Annotated in this window: 18 protein-coding genes; 4 read left to right on the top strand and 14 right to left on the bottom strand. The window is 55.3% G+C overall.

The annotated features are described in order from the left end of the window. Positions 1–67: 67 nt before the first annotated feature. From murG to ilvI, 13 genes are all read right to left on the bottom strand, one after another. A complete protein-coding gene (murG, locus tag P6287_RS03545) occupies positions 68–1,126 on the bottom strand; it encodes an undecaprenyldiphospho-muramoylpentapeptide beta-N-acetylglucosaminyltransferase (RefSeq protein ID WP_277974518.1) in 1,059 nt (352 codons plus the stop codon). Further along, positions 1,123–2,337 (bottom strand): cell division protein FtsW, encoded by a 1,215-nt coding sequence (ftsW, locus tag P6287_RS03540; RefSeq protein WP_101762115.1) that lies wholly within the window; start codon positions 2,335–2,337, stop codon positions 1,123–1,125. Before ftsW ends, murG begins: the two co-directional genes overlap by 4 nt. After that, the gene (gene murD, locus P6287_RS03535) at positions 2,337–3,653 is read right to left on the bottom strand and encodes a UDP-N-acetylmuramoyl-L-alanine--D-glutamate ligase (RefSeq protein WP_277974517.1); all 1,317 of its coding nucleotides are present in this window, start codon (positions 3,651–3,653) and stop codon (positions 2,337–2,339) included. The genes ftsW and murD overlap by 1 nt, the downstream gene beginning before the upstream one ends. 2 nt (positions 3,654–3,655) lie before the next feature. Beyond that, positions 3,656–4,738, bottom strand: a complete 1,083-nt coding sequence (gene mraY / locus P6287_RS03530; RefSeq protein ID WP_007888613.1) for a phospho-N-acetylmuramoyl-pentapeptide-transferase — start codon at positions 4,736–4,738, stop codon at positions 3,656–3,658. Beyond that, positions 4,732–6,093: a UDP-N-acetylmuramoyl-tripeptide--D-alanyl-D-alanine ligase gene (gene murF / locus P6287_RS03525; protein WP_277974516.1), complete on the bottom strand. Its 1,362-nt coding sequence runs from the start codon at positions 6,091–6,093 to the stop codon at positions 4,732–4,734. The genes mraY and murF overlap by 7 nt, the downstream gene beginning before the upstream one ends. Further along, on the bottom strand, positions 6,090–7,577 hold the full coding sequence (murE, locus tag P6287_RS03520; RefSeq protein WP_277974515.1) for a UDP-N-acetylmuramoyl-L-alanyl-D-glutamate--2,6-diaminopimelate ligase: 1,488 nt from the start codon (positions 7,575–7,577) through the stop codon (positions 6,090–6,092). The genes murF and murE overlap by 4 nt, the downstream gene beginning before the upstream one ends. Further along, positions 7,564–9,330: a peptidoglycan glycosyltransferase FtsI gene (locus P6287_RS03515; RefSeq protein WP_008108616.1), complete on the bottom strand. Its 1,767-nt coding sequence runs from the start codon at positions 9,328–9,330 to the stop codon at positions 7,564–7,566. The genes murE and P6287_RS03515 overlap by 14 nt, the downstream gene beginning before the upstream one ends. 16 nt (positions 9,331–9,346) lie before the next feature. Next, positions 9,347–9,667 carry a cell division protein FtsL gene (gene ftsL, locus P6287_RS03510; RefSeq protein ID WP_101762119.1) on the bottom strand — a complete coding sequence of 107 codons (321 nt, stop codon included), beginning with the start codon at positions 9,665–9,667 and terminating at the stop codon, positions 9,347–9,349. Next, positions 9,664–10,605 carry a 16S rRNA (cytosine(1402)-N(4))-methyltransferase RsmH gene (gene rsmH / locus P6287_RS03505; protein ID WP_101762120.1) on the bottom strand — a complete coding sequence of 314 codons (942 nt, stop codon included), beginning with the start codon at positions 10,603–10,605 and terminating at the stop codon, positions 9,664–9,666. Before rsmH ends, ftsL begins: the two co-directional genes overlap by 4 nt. A 2-nt stretch (positions 10,606–10,607) precedes the next feature. Next, a complete protein-coding gene (gene mraZ, locus P6287_RS03500; protein ID WP_007885013.1) occupies positions 10,608–11,066 on the bottom strand; it encodes a division/cell wall cluster transcriptional repressor MraZ in 459 nt (152 codons plus the stop codon). Positions 11,067–11,555: 489 nt separating this feature from the next. After that, the gene (gene cra / locus P6287_RS03495; RefSeq protein ID WP_101762121.1) at positions 11,556–12,566 is read right to left on the bottom strand and encodes a catabolite repressor/activator; all 1,011 of its coding nucleotides are present in this window, start codon (positions 12,564–12,566) and stop codon (positions 11,556–11,558) included. Positions 12,567–12,763: 197 nt separating this feature from the next. Then, positions 12,764–13,255, bottom strand: a complete 492-nt coding sequence (gene ilvN / locus P6287_RS03490; protein WP_007885011.1) for an acetolactate synthase small subunit — start codon at positions 13,253–13,255, stop codon at positions 12,764–12,766. A gap of 2 nt (positions 13,256–13,257) precedes the next feature. Then, entirely contained in the window at positions 13,258–14,982 is a 1,725-nt protein-coding gene (gene ilvI, locus P6287_RS03485) for an acetolactate synthase 3 large subunit (RefSeq protein WP_137385150.1), read from the bottom strand. A 909-nt stretch (positions 14,983–15,891) separates the two neighbouring features. Between ilvI and leuA the strand changes: the two genes are divergently transcribed. From leuA to leuD, 4 genes are read left to right on the top strand one after another with little or no spacing between them, the layout of a single operon-like run. Beyond that, complete coding sequence (gene leuA / locus P6287_RS03480; RefSeq protein ID WP_101762123.1) at positions 15,892–17,454, top strand: 2-isopropylmalate synthase; 1,563 nt, start codon at positions 15,892–15,894, stop codon at positions 17,452–17,454. A gap of 2 nt (positions 17,455–17,456) precedes the next feature. Next, the gene (gene leuB / locus P6287_RS03475; protein ID WP_101762124.1) at positions 17,457–18,548 is read left to right on the top strand and encodes a 3-isopropylmalate dehydrogenase; all 1,092 of its coding nucleotides are present in this window, start codon (positions 17,457–17,459) and stop codon (positions 18,546–18,548) included. Between the two features lie 4 nt (positions 18,549–18,552). Further along, on the top strand, positions 18,553–19,959 hold the full coding sequence (gene leuC / locus P6287_RS03470) for a 3-isopropylmalate dehydratase large subunit (protein ID WP_101762125.1): 1,407 nt from the start codon (positions 18,553–18,555) through the stop codon (positions 19,957–19,959). A 3-nt stretch (positions 19,960–19,962) separates the two neighbouring features. Next, positions 19,963–20,568 (top strand): 3-isopropylmalate dehydratase small subunit, encoded by a 606-nt coding sequence (gene leuD / locus P6287_RS03465; protein WP_101762126.1) that lies wholly within the window; start codon positions 19,963–19,965, stop codon positions 20,566–20,568. A gap of 36 nt (positions 20,569–20,604) precedes the next feature. Here the strand turns inward: leuD and P6287_RS03460 are convergent, their stop codons facing one another. Beyond that, complete coding sequence (locus P6287_RS03460) at positions 20,605–21,792, bottom strand: MFS transporter (protein WP_110867518.1); 1,188 nt, start codon at positions 21,790–21,792, stop codon at positions 20,605–20,607. Between the last annotated feature and the right edge of the window lie 61 nt (positions 21,793–21,853).

Genomic DNA, 21,853 nt, shown 5'->3' with positions numbered 1-21,853 from the left:
TTCAATTACCTGTTTTTCCCGTTTGTACCTGCTAAAAGGTACGGGCCAAATCAACTGGCCGATTAATTTACTTCGCGACGCGCGCCACTTCATTTGCAACCCGCTCGGTTGCATCGGGAATCGCGACCTGACGGGCTTTTTCTGCCATCGCCAACAATGTGGTGCGATCCCAGTGACGCAGCGTGTCCGCTACCACAGCCGCGGTGAACTGCGGCTGCTCGAAAATTTTGGCTGCGCCCGCTTTTTCCAGCGGCAACGCGTTCCAGTACTGCTGACGATCTTTGTGCTGAAACGGTACGAAGATTGCCGGTAAACCTGCGGCCGCCACTTCACTTACCGTCAATGCGCCCGAACGGCACACTACGACATCGGCCCAGGCGTAAGCTTCGGCCATGTCATCGATAAATTCGGTGACTTTGTGCTGCGGCTGGCCCGCTGCGCGGTAAGCCTGCTGCACGGTTTCCAGTCCGCCTTTACCGGTTTGATGCCAAACCGTAATGGCATCGCCCAACGCTGCGGCCACTTGCGGCACGGTCTGGTTGAGGATGCGCGCGCCCTGGCTGCCGCCAACCACCAGCACGCGAATCGGGCCGAAACGTGCACTTAGACGCTCTGCCGGTAACGGCAGCGCTAACACATCGGTACGCACCGGATTGCCAACCACTTCAGCATTCGGAAACGCCCCCGGAAACGCCTGCATCACTTTGGTGGCGATCTTAGCCAGCCACTTGTTGGTCAGTCCGGCAATGCCGTTCTGCTCATGCAGCACCACTGGAATACCGCAGCTCCACGCCGCTAAGCCGCCAGGGCCCGAAACGTAGCCGCCCATTCCCAGCACCACATCCGGCTGCCAGCTCTTCATGATGCAACGCGCCTGGCGCCATGCATTGAAGATGCGTACCGGTGCCAGCAACTGCGCTTTAACACCTTTACCGCGTAAACCGCTGATGCGGATAAAATCAATTTCAATGCCGTGTTTCGGCACCAAATCCGCTTCCATTCGGTCAGCGGTTCCCAGCCAGCGCACCTGCCAGCCTTGTTCCATCAGGTGATGGGCAACGGCCAGACCCGGGAACACATGTCCGCCAGTACCGCCTGCCATGACCATCAACCGTTTGCCACTCATCGTGCACCTCGGGTAAACGCCTGCGCTTTTGCCAGACGCGTTTCATAATCTATGCGTAATAAAAACACGATGGCGGTCGACATGATGATCAGACTCGAACCACCGTAACTGATCAGCGGCAGCGTCAGACCTTTCGTCGGCAGCATGCCAGCAGCTGCACCCACGTTAACCAGCGCCTGGAAGCTAAACCACACGCCAATTGAGCAAGCGAGGAAGCCTGAGAAGCGCTGATCGATCTCCAGAGCACGGCGACCAATCGACATCGCGCGAAAAGCGACGAAGAATACCATCAACAGCGCTAAAACCACACCGACATAACCCAACTCTTCACCGATGATGGAGAAGATGAAGTCAGTATGTGCTTCCGGCAGATATTCCAGTTTCTGCACCGAGTTGCCTAAGCCCTGCCCCCAGAACTCACCGCGCCCAAACGCCATCAACGATTGCGTCAGCTGGTAGCCGCTGCCGAAGGGATCTTCCCACGGGTTCCAGAAGGAGGTCACACGGCGCATACGGTACGGTTCGGCGATGATCAGCAGCACCACGGCGAAAATGCCGGAGCCGATGATCGCCAGGAACTGCCACATTTTCGCCCCGGCGAGGAACAGCATCGCCAGCGTGGTAACAAACAGCACAACCACGGTACCGAGGTCCGGCTGCGCCAGCAGCAGCACGGCCAGCACCACCATCACGCCCATCGGCTTACAGAAGCCCCAGAAGTTGTTACGCACCTCTTCGACTTTGCGCACCAGATAGCTGGCGAGATAGCAAAACAGCGTCAACTTCGAAAGCTCGGCTGGCTGAATACGCAGCGGGCCAAGGGCAATCCAGCGCGATGCACCGTTCACCGAGCTACCGACGACCAGGACGATCAGCAGCATCACCACGGAAACCATCAGCATCACGTTGCTGTAGCGCTGCCAGAAATCCATCGGGATGCGCAAGGTCACCAGCGCCATACCAAACGCCAAAGCGATATAAAACGCATCACGCTTGGCAAAGTAGAACGGATCTTCGTTCAGACGTTGACCAACCGGCATCGACGCCGACGTCACCATCACAAAACCGATCAGCGCCAGCCCAAAGGTCAGCCACAGCAGCGTGCGATCGTACAGCACCACCGGCGCATCATCACTGTCGCGCGCGCCCATCACCCACTCACGCAGGCGCAACGACAGATAGTTGGCGATACCGGCTCCAGGAATGCGCATCAGCTCAACTCCTTCGCCAGTTGCGCGAACTGATCGCCGCGCTGTTCAAAATTACGGAACTGGTCAAGGCTGGCGCAGGCCGGTGATAACAGCACCATATCGCCGGCTTTAACCTGGGCGGCAATCTGCGTCATCGCCTGCTGCATGGTTTCAGTGCGCGTGGCGATCTCCGGACGCAATGCCGCTAACGCATCACCATCGCGTCCAAAACAGAACAGCTTCACGTTGTCGCCCTGCAGATAGCGCGCCAGCGGGCTGAAATCAGCCGACTTGCCGTCGCCGCCCAGCAGTAGCCACAAGGTGCCTTTCACCTGCAGGCCATTCAGCGCCGCTTCGGTGCTACCGACGTTGGTGGCTTTGGAATCGTTGATCCAACGCACGCCATTGGCTTCATGCACCAGCTGGAAGCGGTGCGCCAGACCGGTAAAGGTGGTTAAGGCTTTCAGGCTGGAAGCACGCGGGATGTTCACCGCGTCGGCCAATGCTAGCGCTGCCAGCGCGTTGGTGTAATTGTGTTGGCCCACCAGCGTCATCTCATCGGTGTTCAGGACTTTCTCGCCCTTTGCCCGCAGCCAGGTGCTGCCCTGCTGCTGATTGAGATGATAATCGCCGAGATTGATGCCGAAGCTTACGCAGCGCTGATCAACACCGCGCACCGGCATGGTCATACCATCGTCGGCATTCACCACGCAGACGCTGGCATTTTCGTAAATGCGCAGCTTGGCGGCACGATACTGCTGCATGCCGAGCGGATAGCGATCCATGTGATCCTCGGTGAGATTGAGGATCGTCGCCGCAGCCGCTTTCAGGCTATGCGTGGTTTCCAGCTGGAAGCTGGAGAGTTCGAGTACATAAAGCTGTGCTGGCGATTTCAACAGCGTTAGCGCCGGCAAACCGATGTTGCCGCCCACGCCCACCTGCCAACCTGCAGCACGCGCCATTTCGCCCACCAGCGTCGTGACAGTGCTTTTGCCGTTCGAACCGGTGATTGCCACAATCGGTGCCTGCGCTTCACGGCAGAACAGCTCAATATCGCCGATGATTTCAATTCCGGCATCGGCGGCTTCGCTCAATGCAGGATGCGCCAGCGCGATGCCGGGGCTGGCGATAATCAGATCGGAGGCCAGCAGCCAATCACTATTAATACCGCCAACATAGCGCTCAACCGAAGCTGGCAGTTTGTCCAGCCCCGGCGGCGAGACACGGGTATCCATCACGCGTGGCGTTACGCCTTGCGCGAGGAAGAAATCAACACAGGACAGGCCAGTAATGCCTAATCCAATGATGACGACTTTTCTGCCCCGATAGTCAGCCATGATTAACGTACCTTCAGCGTTGCCAGGCCAATCAGCACCAGCATCAGCGAAATAATCCAGAAGCGCACGATGACGCGCGGCTCCGGCCAGCCTTTCAATTCATAGTGATGGTGAATCGGTGCCATGCGGAAAATACGTTGACCGCGCAGCTTGAACGATCCCACCTGCAGAATCACCGACAGCGTTTCAACCACAAATACGCCGCCCATGATTAACAGCAAAAATTCCTGGCGCAGCAGCACGGCGATGGTGCCGAGCGCACCACCCAGCGCCAATGAGCCGACATCGCCCATGAACACTTGCGCTGGATAGGTGTTGAACCACAAAAATCCGAGTCCGGCTCCGACAATCGCGGTGCAGACAATCACTAATTCGCCCGCGTGCCGTAAATAAGGAATGTGCAGATATTCGGCAAATTTAACGTTACCGGTCGCCCACGCCACCAGCGCAAAGCCTGCTGCCACGAACACCGTTGGCATAATGGCTAAGCCATCAAGACCATCCGTTAAGTTAACAGCGTTGCCGGTACCGACAATCACGAAGTAGGCCAGCACCACATAGAACAGGCCCAGCTGCGGCATCACGTCTTTAAAGAACGGCACCACCAGCTGCGTTGCTGGCGTATCTTTACCGGCGATAAACAGCGCGAACGCAACCGCCAGCGAAATTACTGACATCCAGAAATATTTCCAGCGCGCGATCAGGCCTTTGGTGTCTTTGCGCACCACCTTACGATAGTCATCCACAAAGCCGATGATGCCAAAACCGACCAGCACCACCAGTACGCACCAGACGTATGGATTAGACGGATAGGCCCACATCAGCACCGAAATGGTGATTGAGGTGAGGATCATCACGCCGCCCATGGTTGGCGTGCCGCGTTTGCTGAAGTGTGACTCTGGACCGTCGTTACGCACCACCTGACCGATCTGCAGCTTCTGCAGCCAGGCAATCAGGCGCGGGCCCATCCACAGAGAAATGAACAAGGCGGTCAGCAGGCTGACAATGGCGCGAAACGTCAGATACGAGAAGACGTTAAAGCCGGAATAAAATGCGACCAGATGTTCGGCCAGCCAGACTAGCATGTTCCTTTCTCCTGTAAGCTCTGTACTACCTGCTCCATGGCGGCACTACGTGAACCTTTAACCAAAATAGTGATGTCCTGATGTTCGGACAGCAATGTGCGTAAACGTTCAGTTAGCGCGGTTTTTGTGGCGAAATGCTCGCCTTTACCGCTGTTTTCGCCAATCAGCTGGCTCAGAGTCCCAATGCTCAGCACGCGATCGACACCGGCCGCTTTGGCCGCATCGCCGACCTGGCGATGACACAGTTCGGCTTCATCACCCAATTCAGCCATATCGCCCACTACCATCACGCGGTAGCCCGGCATATCGCCTAGCACCTGTGCGGCGGCAGTCATAGAACCGACATTGGCGTTGTAGCTGTCATCCAGCAGCAGTTGATTGGCCGCCAGGCGAATCGGGAACAGTCGACCAGGAACAGCCTGCAAGGTTTTAAGGCCAGCTTGAATCGCCGACAGCGGCGCATCTACTGACAATGCCAGCGCTGCAGCGGCTAACGCATTCGAGATGTTATGACGGCCCGGCAGCGGCAGCTCCACGGCGATATCACCGCGTGGCGTATGCAGCGTGAACAGCGTGGCATCGGCTCGCAGCACGATTTCGCTGGCGCGGAACTCTGCATCAGCCATCGGCTGCGGCGAGAAGCGCCACAAGGTTTTATCTGCAAACTGTGATTTCCAGTTGGCCAGATCGTTGCTGTCAGCGTTGACGATGGCGGTACCGTGTACCGGCAAGCCGCCAAAAATTTCGCCTTTGGCTTTCGCCACACCCGCCAGCGAGCCAAAGCCTTCCAGATGGGCAGCAGCAAGGTTATTCACCAGCGCAGTTTCCGGACGCACCAGATCGGTGGTGTAGGCAATTTCACCCTGATGGTTGGCACCTAACTCGATCACCGCGTAAGCATGCTCTTTGGTGAGACGCAGCAGCGTCATTGGTACGCCGAAGTCGTTGTTCAGGTTGCCAGCCGTGTAAAGCGTTTCGCCACACTGACGCAAAATCGCGGCGGTCATCTCTTTGACCGAGGTTTTGCCAGATGAACCGGTCAACGCAACCACGCGAGCATTCGCCTGTTGGCGTACCCACGCGGCGAGTTGCCCAAAAGCAATCCGCGTATCAGCCACAACCACTTGCGGTATTGAAACCGGCAGCAGCTTACTGACCAGCAGCGCCTGCGCGCCGTTGGCAATGGCATCGTTAGCGAAGTCGTGAGCATCAAAACGTTCACCCACCAGCGCCACAAACAGGCTGCCGGCGGTAACTTTGCGAGTATCGGTGGTGACATCGGCAAGGGTTAAATCAGCGCCGTGCAGTTGACCGCCGCTGATTTCGGCCAGCGTATTGAGAGAAACGGGAATCATGCCATCACCCCCAACAAACGGGCGACGGTGTCGCGGTCGGAATAATCCAAACGGCGGTTGCCAATGATTTGATAATCTTCGTGGCCTTTTCCGGCCACCAACACGATGTCGTCGGCGCTGGCTTGCATCACGGCGTTGGTGACCGCCTGCGCACGACCGGAAACCACGCGTGCGCGGCCCGGATCGAGCAAGCCGGTGAGAATGTCATTCACAATCGCCATCGGCTCTTCGCTGCGCGGATTATCGTCGGTGATCACGACGATGTCGGAGAATTGCTCAGCAATCGCGCCCATCAGCGGACGTTTGCCTTTGTCACGATCGCCACCGCAGCCAAACACGCACCACAGCTGGCCTTTACAGTGCAGACGCGCCGCTTCCAGCGCTTTTTCCAGTGCATCAGGCGTGTGAGCGTAATCGACAACCACCGTAGGTTTGTCTGGCGCAGTGAATACTTCCATGCGACCACACACCGGCTGCAGCTGCGGTGCAGTAGCAACCAGCGCATCAAGCGGGTAATCCAGCGCCAGCAGCGTACCCAGCGCCAGCAATAGGTTGCTCACGTTGAAAGCGCCCATCAGGCGGCTATCAAACTCGCCGTTACCCCAGCTGGAGCTGAACTGAATATGCGCACCGCCGTCGTGATAATCCACCGCCGTGGCTTTCAGCCAGCGGCCATGACAGCCCGATTGCAGATTGTCTTCCATGGTGACTGCTACCGCATCCGGCAATTTCGCCAGCCAGCGACGGCCCACTTCATCATCAGCATTGATGATGGCTTCAGCGACCTGATGCTCAGAGAACAGTAACCATTTAGCAGATTCATAACTCTCCATATCACCGTGATAATCGAGGTGATCGCGGCTCAGGTTAGTAAATACCGCGGCCGCAAACGGCAAGGCGGCAACGCGATGCTGCACCAAGCCGTGCGAGGAGACTTCCATTGCCGTCAGGGTTGCGCCCTGCCCGGCTAAATCATTCAGCACATGCTGCACATCCACCGCAGAACCGGTGGTGTTTTCGGTTGCCACCAGTTGACCGTAAAGGCCATTGCCTACCGTGCCCATCACTGCGCCGGTTTCACCGAGCAGATTGGCCCACTGCGCCATCAGTTGCGTGGTGGTGGTTTTGCCGTTAGTGCCAGTAACACCAATCAATTTCAGTTTGCTTGCAGGCTGCTGATAAAAGCGTCCGGCCAGTGCAGAGAGACGCTGCTGCAACTGCGCCAGATAGATAACCGGGACGCCATGCATCTCGCGGATATCTCCATCGCTGGCTTCGCCTTCGGCTTCGGCAATCACTGCCGCTACGCCTTGTGCAATAGCCTGCGGAATAAAACGACGTCCATCAGCATGATGACCCGCCACGGCGATAAACAGATCGCCAGAAGCCGCCGCGCGGCTATCTAGTGTCATGTCACGGAGTGGACGCGCCGGCGCACCCGGCACCCACGGGGCCAGTAAGTCGCGCAGGTTACGATCTGTCACTTGATTCCTCACTTCTATTCTTCACCAACTCGTTCTTATCAACTGTTGGCAGCGCATCAGGTTCGATATTCATGGTACGCAATACGCCGCCCATGATGGCGCCAAACACCGGTGCTGAAACCGCACCACCATAATATTTACCGGCCTGGGGATCGTTGATCACCACCACCAGCGCAAAACGAGGACGGCTGGCAGGCGCAACGCCTGCGGTATAAGCAATGTATTTGTTGACGTAACGTCCATCCGGTCCAACTTTCTTGGCGGTACCGGTTTTGATGGCAATGCGATAGCCCTTGATGGCGGCTTTCACCCCACCACCGCCAGGCAACGCAACGCTTTCCATCATGTGCATCACCGTTTTCACCAGGTCTTCCTGGAAAACGCGTTCCCCCGCCACTGGCGGGTCAACTTTGGTGATCGACAGCGGGCGATTGATGCCGTAGCTGCCAATGGTTGCGTAGACTCGCGCTAACTGTAACGGCGTTACCATTAGCCCGTAGCCGAAAGAGAAGGTGGCCCTCTCTATGTCAGACCACCGTTGTTTTTGAGGGTATAAGCCACTACTTTCCCCGACCAGCCCCAAATTGGTCGGTTTACCCAGTCCAAAGCGCGCGTAAGTATCTACAAGTGCTGAGGAGGGCATCGCTAACGCCAAACGTGAAACCCCGACGTTACTCGACTTCTGTAAAACCCCGGTAAGGGTCAATTCGTTGTAGCGCGCCACGTCTTTGATCTCATGACCATTGACGCGGTACGGCACGGTATTCAGTACGCTGTTCTCTTTCACCACACCGCGCTGCAAAGCCGTCATCACCACCATCGGTTTCACGGTGGAACCTGGCTCGAAGATGTCGGTAATAGCGCGGTTACGCATCACGTCTTTCGGCGTGTTGCTGAGATTATTCGGGTTGTAAGCGGGGCTGTTCGCCATCGCCAGCACTTCGCCGGTGTTTACATCCACCAGCACCGCGGTGCCTGATTCGGCTTTGTTGAACGCCACGGCATTATTCAGTTCGCGGTACACCAGCGCCTGCAGACGTTCATCAATGCTTAGCGTCAGGTTGTGCGCAGCGCGGCTATCTACCGAGGAGATATCTTCAATGACTCGGCCGTTGCGGTCTTTACGCACCGTACGTTCACCCGGTGCGCCGGTCAGCCATTTATCGAAGCTTTTTTCGATGCCTTCAATGCCCTGGCCATCAATGTTGGTAAAACCAATCAAGTGCGCGGTCACCTGGCCCGCCGGATAGTAGCGGCGCGACTCTTCACGCAGGTAGATGCCCGGCAGCTTAAGCTTTTTCACATACTCGCCAATCGCTGGATTCACCTGGCGCGCCAGATAGACAAAGCGCCCTTTCGGGTTGGCATTGATACGTGCAGCAAGCTGATCGAGGGGGATCGATAACGCATCCGACAGCGCTTTCCAGCGACTATCCAGCGAGACGCCGCCGTGTTCGGTCAGCTCTTTCGGATCGGCCCAGATCGCATTCACCGGCACGCTCACCGCCAGCGGACGACCGGCACGATCGCTGATCATACCGCGCGCGGTTGGCACCGATTGCACGCGCAGCGAACGCAAATCGCCCTCTTTCACCAGCTTGTCAGGGTTGATCACCTGCAGCCACGCTACGCGCGACAGCAGTCCGCCCAGCGCCAGTAAAATGCACCCGCACAGTAACGCAAAGCGCCAGCTTACAAAGCTGGCCTTATCTTCTTGTTTTTTTAACTTTAGCGTTTTGCCTGCGCCACTCATTGAGTTCTGCGATTCCTTATTTCTGCACCACAATATTTTCCTGCGAAGGATCAACATGCTGCATTTGCAGTTTATCGGTTGCTATCCGCTCTACGCGGCTGTGATCGCCCAGTGCGTTCTCTTCAAGAATCAGGTTGCGCCATTCGATATCGAGCGCATCACGCTCCAGCACCAGCTGTTCACGCTGCGCCGTTAACAGGCGCGTCTTATGCGTGGTGGTCACGACCATTACCGAGGACACCAGCACCGCGATCAACAGCAACAGCGGGATCTTGCCAAATCGCAGCAAGTCCCCACCAATGACACCGGGTAAGCTGTGGCGCTCGTTGCCAATCATGAGGCCGTTCGCTCCGCGATACGCAATACCGAACTGCGCGCACGTGGATTTTCGTTCACTTCGGCTTCGCCAGGAATCAATTTGCCCAGCGTTTTCAGCTCACGACCGCCTAAGGCTTTAAGCTGCGACTCCGTCATCGGAATGCCTGCTGGCACCTGAGGACCGCGGCTCTGATCGCGCATAAAACGCTTCACTAAGCGATCTTCCAGTGAGTGGAAGCTGATGATCGACAACCTGCCGCCTGGCGCAAGAACCGACAAGGCCCCTTTCAGCGCGGTATCGATCTCTTCCAGCTCACTGTTGATCCAGATACGAATCGCCTGGAAAGTACGCGTTGCCGGGTGCTTAAATTTGTCTTTGACGGGCATGGCGGCGGCAATCACCGTCGCCAGCTCTTTGGTGCGTGTCATCGGCTGGTCGCGGTTACGCTCTACGATGGCGCGCGCAATCCGTTTACCGAAACGCTCTTCGCCGTAGGTCTTGATCACGAAAGCGATATCCGCCTCCTCTGCGCTCATCAGCCATTCGGCGGCCGATTGCCCGCGTGTTGGATCCATACGCATATCCAGTGGCCCATCACGCATAAAGGAGAAGCCACGTTCGGCATCATCCAGTTGCGGAGAAGAGACGCCCAGATCGAGCAGAACGCCATCGATCTTGCCGGTCAGCCCGCGCTCTTCAACGTATTCTGCCAAAGCCGAAAACGGCCCGTGGACGATCGAGAAGCGCGGATCGTTTATCTCAGCGGCTGCGGCTATCGCTTGCGGATCGCGATCAATCGCTATCAGTTGCCCTTTCTCACCAAGCTGCGAAAGGATTAAGCGCGAGTGACCGCCGCGACCAAAAGTGCCATCAATATAAATGCCGTCTTCCCTGATATTGAGGCCGTTTACCGCCTCATCCAGCAGCACTGTGGTGTGTTTGAAATTTTCCTGCATAGCTATAGCGACAAGTCCTGCAACCGCTCAGATAAAGGCTCCTGAGCCGACTGTTCTGTGTCAATATCATCCTTAACTTGTTGATACCAGGTCTGTTCATCCCACAGCTCAAACTTATTGAACTGTCCAACCAGCATCACTTCTTTGGTCAGGCCGGCATGTTGACGTAACGTGTTCGCCAACAACAAACGACCCGCATTATCCATCTGGCATTCACTGGCATGTCCCAACAGCAGTCGCTGTACGCGACGCTCGGCAGGATTCATGCTGGATAAGCGAGACAGCTTTTTCTCAATGATTTCCCATTCGGGCAGGGTATAAAGCAGCAGGCATGGCTGGTGGAGGTCAATGGTGCATACCATTTGCCCCTGAGACTCTGCGACAAGCAATTCTCGATAGCGCGTTGGTACTGCTAATCGTCCTTTGCTGTCGAGATTGACTAACGTTGCTCCACGGAACATGCCAGCCTTACCCCTCAATCACCCGTTTTCACCACTTTATCCCACTTTTTACCACGAAACGAGTTTACGGAGCCGATGAAATCCTTGTCAAGCCGCAACGGCAAGTGAATATCACTATTTACATCGGGTGAAATTAATCAATGAGGGAATTAATCGACATGGATTCGTAAAATAAAAAATTAACCTGATGAATAATTGAATAAAAATTTCTGCACGAGGAAAAATGGTGAAAAATAAAGCGCTCCAGCGCAAAAATATAATTGCCCCGCAATCTGCGACAGCGGCGGCATTTTAGGGGATTTCTGAAAGGAAGCCCAGCATCATCGCGCCAGCTCTGCCGCGCCTCACTGGTGAACATGTAAACAATTAAGAAAAGTCAGCAAGGTTAAATTGTTAGCTGGAGTGGCGATTATTTACGCTTATTTACGCCCTAAGGTTTCAAAATATCGACAGGATTAATAAATGCTGGGCAGCGAACTGCCCAGCATTTCATTTAGAGCGGCGACTTAATTGTCCGCGGCGGAATAAATTGCGACGGATACGGGTTAAACCAGGCTTGGGTTTACGTGGTTCATCTAGCGAGGCTAACACCAGTTCCAGCACGCGCTCAGCCACGTCGCGGTGACGTTGCCCCACCGCCAGCACCGGGCACTCGAGGAAATCCAGCAATTCATGGTCGCCAAAGGTGGCGATCGCTAAATCCGTCGGCAGGCGACCATCACGCTTCAGCGTAATGTCCATTACGCCCTGCAGCAGCCCAAACGATGTGGTGAAAAGTGCCTCCGGCATCGGATGATCTTCGAGGTACTTCTCAAACAGCGCCGCAGCGGCGGCCCGATCGAAACTGTTGCAGTAGATGTAATCAATTGGCCGCTCATCATCTTTCCACGCATCGCGGAAACCTAACTCACGCAGGAAGCTGACCGACAACTCAGGCAGCGCGCCGAGGAACAGCACATTTTTCACCGGTAGCTGACGCAATTCAGCCGCCAGCGCCTGCGCATCATCCTGATCGGCACCCACTACACTGGTAAAGTGTTCACGATCCAGCGCACGGTCCAGCGCGATAATCGGTAACGGATCGTTGATCCAACGCTGATAGAACGGATGCTCTGGTGGCAGTGAAGTTGAAACAATGATGGCATCAACCTGGCGCTGCAACAAATGCTCGATGCAGCGCATTTCGTTGTCTGGCTGATCTTCTGAGCAGGCAATCAGCAGCTGATAGCCGCGCTGACGCGCCTGACGCTCCAGATAATTCGCAATGCGCGTGTAACTGGTGTTTTCCAGATCGGGGATCACGAGGCCAATTGAACGTGTGCGCCCGGCGCGCAGCCCAGCCGCGACGGCATTGGGGTGATAGTTGTGTTCACGCACCACCGCCATCACTTTTTCGACGGTTTTTTCGCTGACACGATACTGCCGCGCTTTGCCATTAATTACATAGCTGGCCGTGGTGCGCGACACGCCTGCCAGGCGCGCAATTTCATCCAGTTTCACGGTGACACCTTAATTCTGATAAGCCAGCGCTGACGAAAATATCCGCAGAGTAGCCATGGGTAAAACATTTGTAACATCTAACCGCAGAACACTACGCCGAGCAACCGCTTTTCTCTCGCATCCTGGTTAAGCGCATAAAATAAAAAAACCCAGCATTTCGCCGGGTTAGAATCAGATGAAATCGTTACTTTGGGTGATTAACGCATCACGCGATCGCCGCGCGACACACCCACAATTCCTGAGCGCGCCACTTCGACAATTTCTGCCACGTCACGCACGGTGTTGAGAAACGCATCGAGTTTATCGCTGGTGCCCGCCAGCTGAACCGTGTAAAGCGTTGGTGTGACATCGATAATCTGACCACGGAAAATTTCCGCGCTGCGCTTCACTTCTTCACGGCCGTAACCGCTGGCCTGGATTTTCACCAGCATGATCTCACGCTCAACGTAAGCGCCCTGACCCAGCTCGCTGACACGTAACACGTCCACCAGCTTGTGCAGCTGCTTCTCAATCTGCTCCAGTACTTTCGCGTCGCCGACCGTTTGAATGGTCATGCGTGACAAAGTGGGATCATCGGTCGGTGCCACAGTCAGGCTTTCGATGTTATAGCCACGTTGAGAGAACAGCCCCACTACGCGGGACAATGCGCCGGATTCGTTTTCCAGCAGAACCGATAAAATACGACGCATAATTAAGTCCTCTCCGTTTTGCTCAGCCACATCTCATCCATCGAACCACCACGAATTTGCATCGGGTAAACGTGCTCGCTGCCGTCAATGTTTACATCGACAAACACCAGACGGCCTTTCGCCAGCGTATCCAGTGCCAGCTGCAGCTTCTCTTCCAGCTCCGCCGGATGCGCAATGGAAATGCCCACATGCCCATACGCTTCGGCCAGACGCACGAAGTCAGGCAGCGATTGCATGTAGGACTGCGAGTGGCGGCCCGAGTAAATCATGTCCTGCCACTGCTTAACCATGCCGAGGAAGCCGTTGTTGAGGTTTAATACCAGCACCGGTAAATCGTACTGCAGTGCGGTCGACAGCTCCTGAATGTTCATCTGGATACTGCCATCGCCGGTCACGCAGATAACCGTCTCATCCGGCAGCGCCATCTTCACACCTAACGCTGCAGGCAAGCCGAAGCCCATGGTGCCTAAGCCGCCGGAGTTGATCCAGCGACGCGGCTTGTCGAACTGGTAGTAAAGTGCGGCAAACATCTGATGCTGACCAACGTCAGACGTCACGTAAGCTTCGCCTTTGGTCAAACGACAGATGGTCTCGATGACTGCCTGCGGTTTGATTTTGTCGCTGGTACGATCGAATTCCAGGCACTTGCGACCGCGCCAGCCTTCAATGGTCTGCCACCAGTCGCGCAGGCTATCAAGTTCCTGCTTCGCATCGCTTTGCGCCAGCAGCTCTAACATCTGTGCCAGCGTCTGCTTCGCATCGCCAACGATTGGAATGTCGGCGCTGACCGTTTTGGAGATCGACGTCGGATCGACATCGATATGCATGATGGTGGCGTTCGGGCAGTACTTCGCCAGATTGTTGGTGGTGCGGTCGTCGAAGCGCACGCCAATACCGAAAATCAGATCGGCATTGTGCATGGTCATGTTGGCTTCGTAAGTGCCGTGCATCCCCAGCATGCCGACACACTGACGATGTGTGCCAGGGAACACGCCCAAGCCCATCAGCGAGGTCGTTACCGGAATATTCAGTTGCTCTGCCAGCTGCAGCAGCTCGGCTTCGCAGCCCGACATAATCGCGCCGCCGCCGGCGTAAATCACCGGCTTGTGTGCTGCCAGTAACGTTTGCAGCGCGCGCTTAATCTGTCCTTTATGGCCCTGAATGGTCGGATTGTATGAGCGCATGCTCACTGTTTCCGGCCAGACGTACGGCAGCTTGTTGGCGGGATTCAGGATATCTTTTGGCAGATCGATCACCACCGGTCCCGGGCGACCGCTTGCTGCCAGCCAGAAGGCCTTTTTCAACACGGTTGGGATCTCTTCGGCGTTTTTCACCAGGAAGCTGTGCTTCACCACCGGGCGGGAGATGCCGACCATGTCGCACTCCTGGAACGCATCGTAACCAATCAGTGACGAAGGCACCTGACCCGAAAGAATTACCATCGGGATCGAATCCATATAGGCGGTTGCAATACCGGTAATCGCGTTGGTGGCGCCCGGACCGGAAGTCACTAGCACCACGCCCACTTCACCGGTCGCACGCGCAAGGCCATCGGCCATATGCACCGCGCCTTGTTCATGACGGACCAATACGTGGTCAATACCACCGACCGTTTGCAGCGCATCGTAAATATCGAGCACCGCTCCGCCCGGATAACCGAATACCTGCTTAACGCCCTGATCGATTAACGAACGGACGACCATTTCGGCTCCTGACAACATCTCCATTTTCTGCCTCCAGGCTTGAGGGACTGAATCCACTGACGTTCGCGTTTCCCGCACGCCACTGATATCCGGCCCCCGATCGCCAATTAAGATCAAAACCTTATGTTTATGCTCAGAAGGCGGCGTTCTGTCCGCCTTCCAGGTACAGGGAATCTACATGAGTTAATTATTTGAGAGTAGGTCGATTACCATAACCGCAGACAACCCGCCCTGCAAACGCCAGGACGCCACGTCGCGCCCGATCCGGCAATAAAGGCACTGATGCGTGATTATTGCCTGCGAGGATTAAACTAATGCTTCGTCATAACCACAGAGGAAAATGCTGGTTTATAGATTATTTGCAGCGTGTTCTAAGAAATATGATTTTCATATTGCCTGACCACTCAGTCCACAATCTTTTGTGATAATTACTTTCTGGCGTGATTATCTATAAAACGACCTGATCACATCATATTCTTCTTAACAACAAGCCTAATCTTGTTTTATCAGTAATGCGCATTAGCAACTTAAAATTTTAATTATCAACAATTTAAAATAAATTCTATTTTCTAAACGATTTTTTAAGTGGATGGATTCACTTATTCTGTTGCTAATTAATGTCATTGCTCTGCGCAGCCGAAAAATCACAGCACATCGCCCTTCTGACTTCACAGAAATACCCTTGTACTTAAGGTTGACTTCACACGTCAATTCCAGTACCAATACGTGCAGCACTCAATTTACGAGGTTTGACTCATGTTTCATTCTTTCCGCCTACTCGGTCTACTACTAAACGCATCCAGTTTGCGCGGTAGACTAGTGGGCGGAATCAACAACTGATTCGAACCTGCAGAAGTTTAAGAAACCCGCGCCAATGCGCGGGTTTTTTTATGCTCGTAGCACCGGCAAAGTTAATGCATAAGGAAGATTACGATGAGCCAGCAAGTTATTATTTTCGATACCACTCTGCGTGATGGCGAACAGGCTTTACAGGCCAGCCTGAGTGTTAAAGAAAAACTGCAAATCGCTCTGGCGTTGGAACGTATGGGCGTGGATGTAATGGAAGTGGGCTTCCCCGTTTCCTCTCCAGGCGATTTTGAATCCGTACAAACCATCGCTCGTACCATTAAAAACAGCCGCGTCTGCGGACTGGCACGCTGCGTTGAGAAGGACATTGACGCCGCATACGAATCACTGCGTGTGGCTGAAGCGTTCCGTATTCACACCTTCATCGCGACTTCGCCGATGCACATCGCCACCAAATTGCGAAGCACACTGCCAGAAGTGATTGAACGCGCAGTGCACATGATCAAACGCGCCCGCAACTACACCGACGACGTTGAGTTTTCCTGTGAAGATGGCGGGCGTACGCCAATCGACGATTTGTGCCGCATGGTTGAAGCCGCGATCAATGCCGGTGCAACCACCATCAACATTCCGGACACCGTCGGCTACACCTTGCCAGGCGAATACGCCAACATCATTGGCCAACTGGTGGCACGCGTTCCAAATATCGATAAAGCCATCTTGTCGGTTCACACCCACGACGATTTGGGTATGGCGACCGGCAACGCCATCGCTGCGGTATTGGCCGGTGCGCGTCAGGTTGAAGGTACGCTGAACGGTTTAGGCGAACGCGCCGGTAACTGTGCGCTGGAAGAAGTGATTATGGCGATCAAAACCCGCCAGCAGATCATGAACGTCCACACCAACATCAATCATCAGGAAATCTACCGCACCAGCCAAACCGTGAGCCAAATCTGCAACATGCCGATTCCAGCCAACAAAGCGGTGGTCGGTTCTAACGCCTTCGCCCACTCTTCCGGTATTCACCAGGACGGCGTGCTGAAGAATCGCGAAAACTACGAAATTCTGACGCCAGAATCTATCGGCCTGCACAAAATCCAGCTGAACCTGACTTCCCGTTCTGGCCGCGCTGCGGTGAAACACCGCATGGAAGAGATGGGTTACAAAGAGTCCGATTACAACCTCGACACGTTGTACGACGCCTTCCTGAAGCTGGCCGACAAGAAAGGTCAGGTGTTCGATTACGACCTGGAAGCGTTGGCCTTTATCAACAAGCAGAACGAAGAGCCAGAATATTTCGAGCTCAACGAATTCAACGTGCAGACCGGCTCCAGCGTAACCGCAACGGCCTCCGTGCAATTGGGCTGCGGTGAAGAGACCAAAGCTGACGCCGCAACCGGTAACGGTCCGGTTGATGCGGTCTATCAGGCAATCAACCGCATCACCGGCTTTGAAGCCGAGCTGATTAACTACAAGCTGACGGCGAAAGGCCACGGCGAGAACGCGCTGGGTCAGGTCGATATTGTGGTCAATTACAACGGTCGTAAATTCCACGGCGTTGGCCTGGCGACCGATATCGTCGAATCATCGGCGAAAGCGATGGTGAACGCGTTGAACAATATTTGGCGTGCTAAGCAGGTGGAAAAAGAACTGCAGCGTAAATTTAAAGATCAGAAGGAAACGGTGTAATTATGTCTAAGTCTTCTCATATCGCGGTATTGCCAGGCGACGGAATTGGTCCGGAAGTGATGGCGCAGGCCATGAAAGTTCTCGATGCAATTCGTACGCGTTTCGACATGCGTATCACCACCAGCGAATATGATGTTGGCGGTATCGCCATCGATCGTCATGGTGAACCGCTGCCACCGGCTACCGTTGCCGGCGCAGAGCAGGCAGATGCAATTCTGTTTGGCTCGGTAGGTGGCCCGAAATGGGAGCATCTGCCACCTGCGCAGCAACCCGAGCGCGGTGCGCTGTTGCCGCTGCGTAAGCACTTCAAGCTGTTCAGCAACCTGCGACCTGCTGCGCTGTATAAAGGCCTGGAAGCGTTCTGCCCGCTGCGTAGCGATATCGCCGGACGCGGTTTCGACATCCTGTGCGTGCGTGAACTGACCGGCGGCATCTACTTCGGTCAGCCGAAAGGCCGCGAAGGCAGCGGCCCGCACGAGCGCGCTTTCGATACTGAGGTTTATCATCGTTTCGAAATCGAGCGCATCGCGCGTATCGCGTTTGAATCCGCGCGTAAGCGCCGCAACATCGTCACCTCAATTGACAAAGCCAACGTTTTGCAGACTTCCGTCATGTGGCGCGAAATTGTGAACGAAGTGGCAAAAGATTATCCGGATGTGCAGTTGAGCCACATGTACATCGATAACGCCACCATGCAGCTGATTAAAGATCCATCACAGTTTGACGTGCTGCTGTGTTCTAACCTGTTTGGCGACATCCTGTCAGACGAATGCGCGATGATTACCGGTTCGATGGGCTTGCTGCCTTCCGCCAGCCTGAATGAAGAAGGTTTTGGCCTGTTTGAGCCAGCGGGCGGTTCCGCACCGGATATCGCCGGTCAGAACATCGCTAACCCGATTGCGCAGATTCTGTCGCTGTCACTGCTGTTGCGTTACAGCCTGAATGCGGATGAAGCCGCCGCAAGCATTGAACGCGCCGTGAGCCGTGCGCTGGAAGCGGGTTATCGCACCCGTGATTTGGCCGGTGACGGCAAAGCCGTGAGCACAGATGAGATGGGCAGCATCATTGCCGGTTTCATCGCCGAGGAAAAATAATAAAATGAAAAGCTTATATCAGAAGTTATTTGATGCACATGTCGTTAACGAAACCCCGAACGAAACGCCGTTACTCTATATCGATCGCCATCTGATCCATGAAGTGACGTCGCCGCAGGCCTTTGATGGTCTGCGTGCGCACGGGCGCAAAGTGCGTCAGCCGTCGAAAACCTTCGCCACCATGGATCACAACGTTTCGACGCAGACCAAAGACATCAATGCGTCTGGCGAGATGGCGCGTATTCAGATGCAAGAGCTGATGAAAAACTGTGCTGAGTTCGGCATTCAGCTGTATGACCTGAATCACCCGTTCCAGGGCATCGTGCACGTCATTGGGCCAGAGCAAGGTATGACGTTGCCGGGCATGACCATCGTCTGCGGTGATTCCCACACCGCCACGCACGGCGCGTTTGGTTCGCTGGCATTCGGTATCGGTACTTCCGAAGTTGAGCACGTGTTTGCCACGCAAACCCTGAAACAGGGCCGCGCGAAGACCATGAAGATTGAAGTGCTGGGCGAAGCGGCGCCAGGCATTACCGCCAAAGACATTGTGTTGGCCATTATCGGTAAAACCGGCAGCGCTGGCGGTACCGGTCACGTTGTCGAATTCTGTGGCCCCGCGATCGAAGCGCTGAGCATGGAAGGCCGCATGACGCTGTGTAACATGGCGATTGAAATGGGCGCCAAAGCGGGCCTGGTCGCGCCGGACGACACCACTTTCAATTATCTGAAAGACAAGCAGTTCTCGCCGAAGGGCGAGCAGTGGGAACAAGCGGTCGCTTACTGGCGCACGCTGAAGTCTGACAGCGATGCCAAATTCGACAGCATCGTCACGCTGCACGCGGAAGATATCGCTCCGCAAGTGACCTGGGGCACCAATCCAGGCCAGGTAATGGCGGTAGATCAAGCGATTCCGAATCCACAATCCTTTGCCGATCCGGTTGAGCGCGCCTCAGCAGAGAAAGCGCTGGCTTACATGGATCTGCAGCCAGGCATCAAACTGACTGACGTGGCGATCGATAAAGTGTTTATCGGTTCCTGCACCAACTCACGTATTGAAGATCTGCGCGCTGCTGCTGCGATTGCCAAAGGCCGTAAAGTGGCGCCGGGCGTGGTGGCGATGGTGGTGCCAGGTTCGGGTCCGGTAAAAGCACAAGCCGAAGCCGAAGGTCTGGACAAAATCTTCCTCGAAGCCGGTTTTGAATGGCGTTTACCGGGTTGCTCCATGTGTCTGGCCATGAACAACGACCGCCTCAATCCAGGCGAACGTTGCGCATCAACCAGCAACCGTAACTTTGAAGGCCGTCAGGGCCGCGGTGGACGAACTCATCTGGTGAGCCCGGCGATGGCCGCTGCCGCTGCCGTAACCGGTCGCTTTGCCGACATTCGTGAATTGACTCAGGGAGCGTAAGCCATGGCGAACAAATTTACTCAACACACCGGCATTGTGGCGCCATTGGATGCAGCCAACGTCGATACTGATGCCATTATTCCAAAGCAGTTCCTGCAGAAAGTGACGCGCACCGGTTTTGGCGCGCATCTGTTCCACGACTGGCGTTTTGAAGATGATGCTGGCACCGTGCCAACCGCCAGCTTTGTCCTGAACAAACCGGAGTTCAAAGGCACCAGCATTTTGCTGGCGCGTGAAAACTTTGGCTGTGGTTCATCACGTGAGCACGCACCGTGGGCGCTGACCGACTTCGGCTTCCATGTGGTTATCGCGCCAAGCTTCGCCGACATTTTCTACGGCAATAGCTTTAACAACCAGCTGCTGCCGGTGAAGCTGAGCGATGAAGAAGTGGATGAGATGTTCAAACTGGTTGCCGCGCAGCCGGGCATCACCTTCACCGTGGATCTGGAAGCGCAAACTGTAACCGCAGGCGATAAGACTTATAGCTTCGAAATCGACAGCTTCCGCCGTCACTGCATGATCAACGGCCTCGACAGCATTGGCCTGACGCTGCAACACGAAGCGTCTATCTCCAGCTACGAGACCAATCAGCCCGCGTTCTTACGCTGAGGCAACAAGGGCGACATCCTGTCGCCCTTCTCTTTGCTATCTATCAACCACATCCCGCACGCGCGACGCCAGTCCCAACGCCAGCACCGCCAGCCCCAACGCCAGCCAGTAAACCGACTCATGACCAAAGCGTTCACTCATGGTGCCCTGAATGATGCCAGCGATAATCATGCCGGTGGAAATTGAGGTGGTGAAAAGCGTCGTCGCCGCACCTGCGCGGCCCGGCATTAAATCCTGGAACCACAACATGCCAATTCCGGCGATGATGCCAACAAACGCGGCATTAAACAGTTGCAGCACCATCAACGCTGTCCGCGACTGGAACATCACCAATCCGAGATAAAACACAATCGCCGCCACCAGCGCCAGCAACATCAGGTTGCGTTTGCCGGTGCGCCGCGCGTAATGCCCGGCCAGCAGCATAATAGGAATCTCCAGCCCGGCGGCGGTGCCCATCAGCAAGCCCGCCAGCTTCTCCGGCAGGCCAAGCGTGGTACTGATATACAGCGGCATATCAATGATATACATGGTGTTGCATGCCCACATGGTGACCGAGGCGATAAACAGTAACCGCACCTGACTGTCCTTCCACGGGCTCAGCTGCGTCAGCACCTCTTCAGGCGAGACCACCACGCGCGGCACCGAGGGCAAGGTGCGCCAGATCAGCAGCATGCTTAGCAGGAAAATCCCCGCCGCCACGCAAAACAGCGTCACAAAACCGTAATTAAGCGCCAGCGCAAACGACAGCGGTGGCCCGATCACCCACGCCAGCGACAGCTGCGCACGCATCACCGAGCTGAACATCACCACTTCACGCGCCGACTGATCGGCATATTCCCGCGCGAGGGCGAACACCTGCGGAATCGACACGCTGGCCAGCGCCGACAAAAACACGCCCAGCGTCACCAGCGTTAAATAGTGGCGATTGAAGGCAAACAGCAGCGCATTCAGCGTGGCCATCAGGCAGCAAAACAGAATCAGGTTGCGGCGATCGCCCTGATTATCGGAGCGTTTCGCCATCAGCAGGCTGACCACAATCCCCGCGATCGCATTGATGGTAAAGAACAAGCCGACCCAGAACGGACTTACCTGTACTTCGCGCGTCAGAAACAGGCTCAGCGTCGGCGCCTGTAGTGCACCGGCCACGCCGGTCATAAACGACACCGCCATAAACGAGAGGTAGACCGGATTGATGCGACGTTGACGCGTTAACAGCGATTTCATGCAGAAATCCCTTTGCGAATAAAAAAGGTAGAGAAATGAGGGTAGAAGATTCTACAGCAAA

Source organism: Pantoea sp. X85, from assembly GCF_029623675.1.
Taxonomy (GTDB): domain Bacteria; phylum Pseudomonadota; class Gammaproteobacteria; order Enterobacterales; family Enterobacteriaceae; genus Pantoea; species Pantoea leporis.
This window is presented reverse-complemented; position numbering and strand designations above follow the sequence as displayed.

What these genes read in the sequence shown, in the direction of transcription:
- murG (WP_277974518.1), bottom strand. Translation starts at nt 1,126, where the DNA reads ATGAGTGGCAAACGGTTGATGGTCATGGCAGGCGGTACTGGCGGACAT.
- ftsW (WP_101762115.1), bottom strand. Translation starts at nt 2,337, where the DNA reads ATGCGCATTCCTGGAGCCGGTATCGCCAACTATCTGTCGTTGCGCCTG.
- murD (WP_277974517.1), bottom strand. Translation starts at nt 3,653, where the DNA reads ATGGCTGACTATCGGGGCAGAAAAGTCGTCATCATTGGATTAGGCATT.
- mraY (WP_007888613.1), bottom strand. Translation starts at nt 4,738, where the DNA reads ATGCTAGTCTGGCTGGCCGAACATCTGGTCGCATTTTATTCCGGCTTT.
- murF (WP_277974516.1), bottom strand. Translation starts at nt 6,093, where the DNA reads ATGATTCCCGTTTCTCTCAATACGCTGGCCGAAATCAGCGGCGGTCAA.
- P6287_RS03515 (WP_008108616.1), bottom strand. Translation starts at nt 9,330, where the DNA reads ATGAGTGGCGCAGGCAAAACGCTAAAGTTAAAAAAACAAGAAGATAAG.
- ftsL (WP_101762119.1), bottom strand. Translation starts at nt 9,667, where the DNA reads ATGATTGGCAACGAGCGCCACAGCTTACCCGGTGTCATTGGTGGGGAC.
- rsmH (WP_101762120.1), bottom strand. Translation starts at nt 10,605, where the DNA reads ATGCAGGAAAATTTCAAACACACCACAGTGCTGCTGGATGAGGCGGTA.
- mraZ (WP_007885013.1), bottom strand. Translation starts at nt 11,066, where the DNA reads ATGTTCCGTGGAGCAACGTTAGTCAATCTCGACAGCAAAGGACGATTA.
- ilvN (WP_007885011.1), bottom strand. Translation starts at nt 13,255, where the DNA reads ATGCGTCGTATTTTATCGGTTCTGCTGGAAAACGAATCCGGCGCATTG.
- ilvI (WP_137385150.1), bottom strand. Translation starts at nt 14,982, where the DNA reads ATGGAGATGTTGTCAGGAGCCGAAATGGTCGTCCGTTCGTTAATCGAT.
- leuA (WP_101762123.1), top strand. Translation starts at nt 15,892, where the DNA reads ATGAGCCAGCAAGTTATTATTTTCGATACCACTCTGCGTGATGGCGAA.
- leuB (WP_101762124.1), top strand. Translation starts at nt 17,457, where the DNA reads ATGTCTAAGTCTTCTCATATCGCGGTATTGCCAGGCGACGGAATTGGT.
- leuC (WP_101762125.1), top strand. Translation starts at nt 18,553, where the DNA reads ATGAAAAGCTTATATCAGAAGTTATTTGATGCACATGTCGTTAACGAA.
- leuD (WP_101762126.1), top strand. Translation starts at nt 19,963, where the DNA reads ATGGCGAACAAATTTACTCAACACACCGGCATTGTGGCGCCATTGGAT.
- P6287_RS03460 (WP_110867518.1), bottom strand. Translation starts at nt 21,792, where the DNA reads ATGAAATCGCTGTTAACGCGTCAACGTCGCATCAATCCGGTCTACCTC.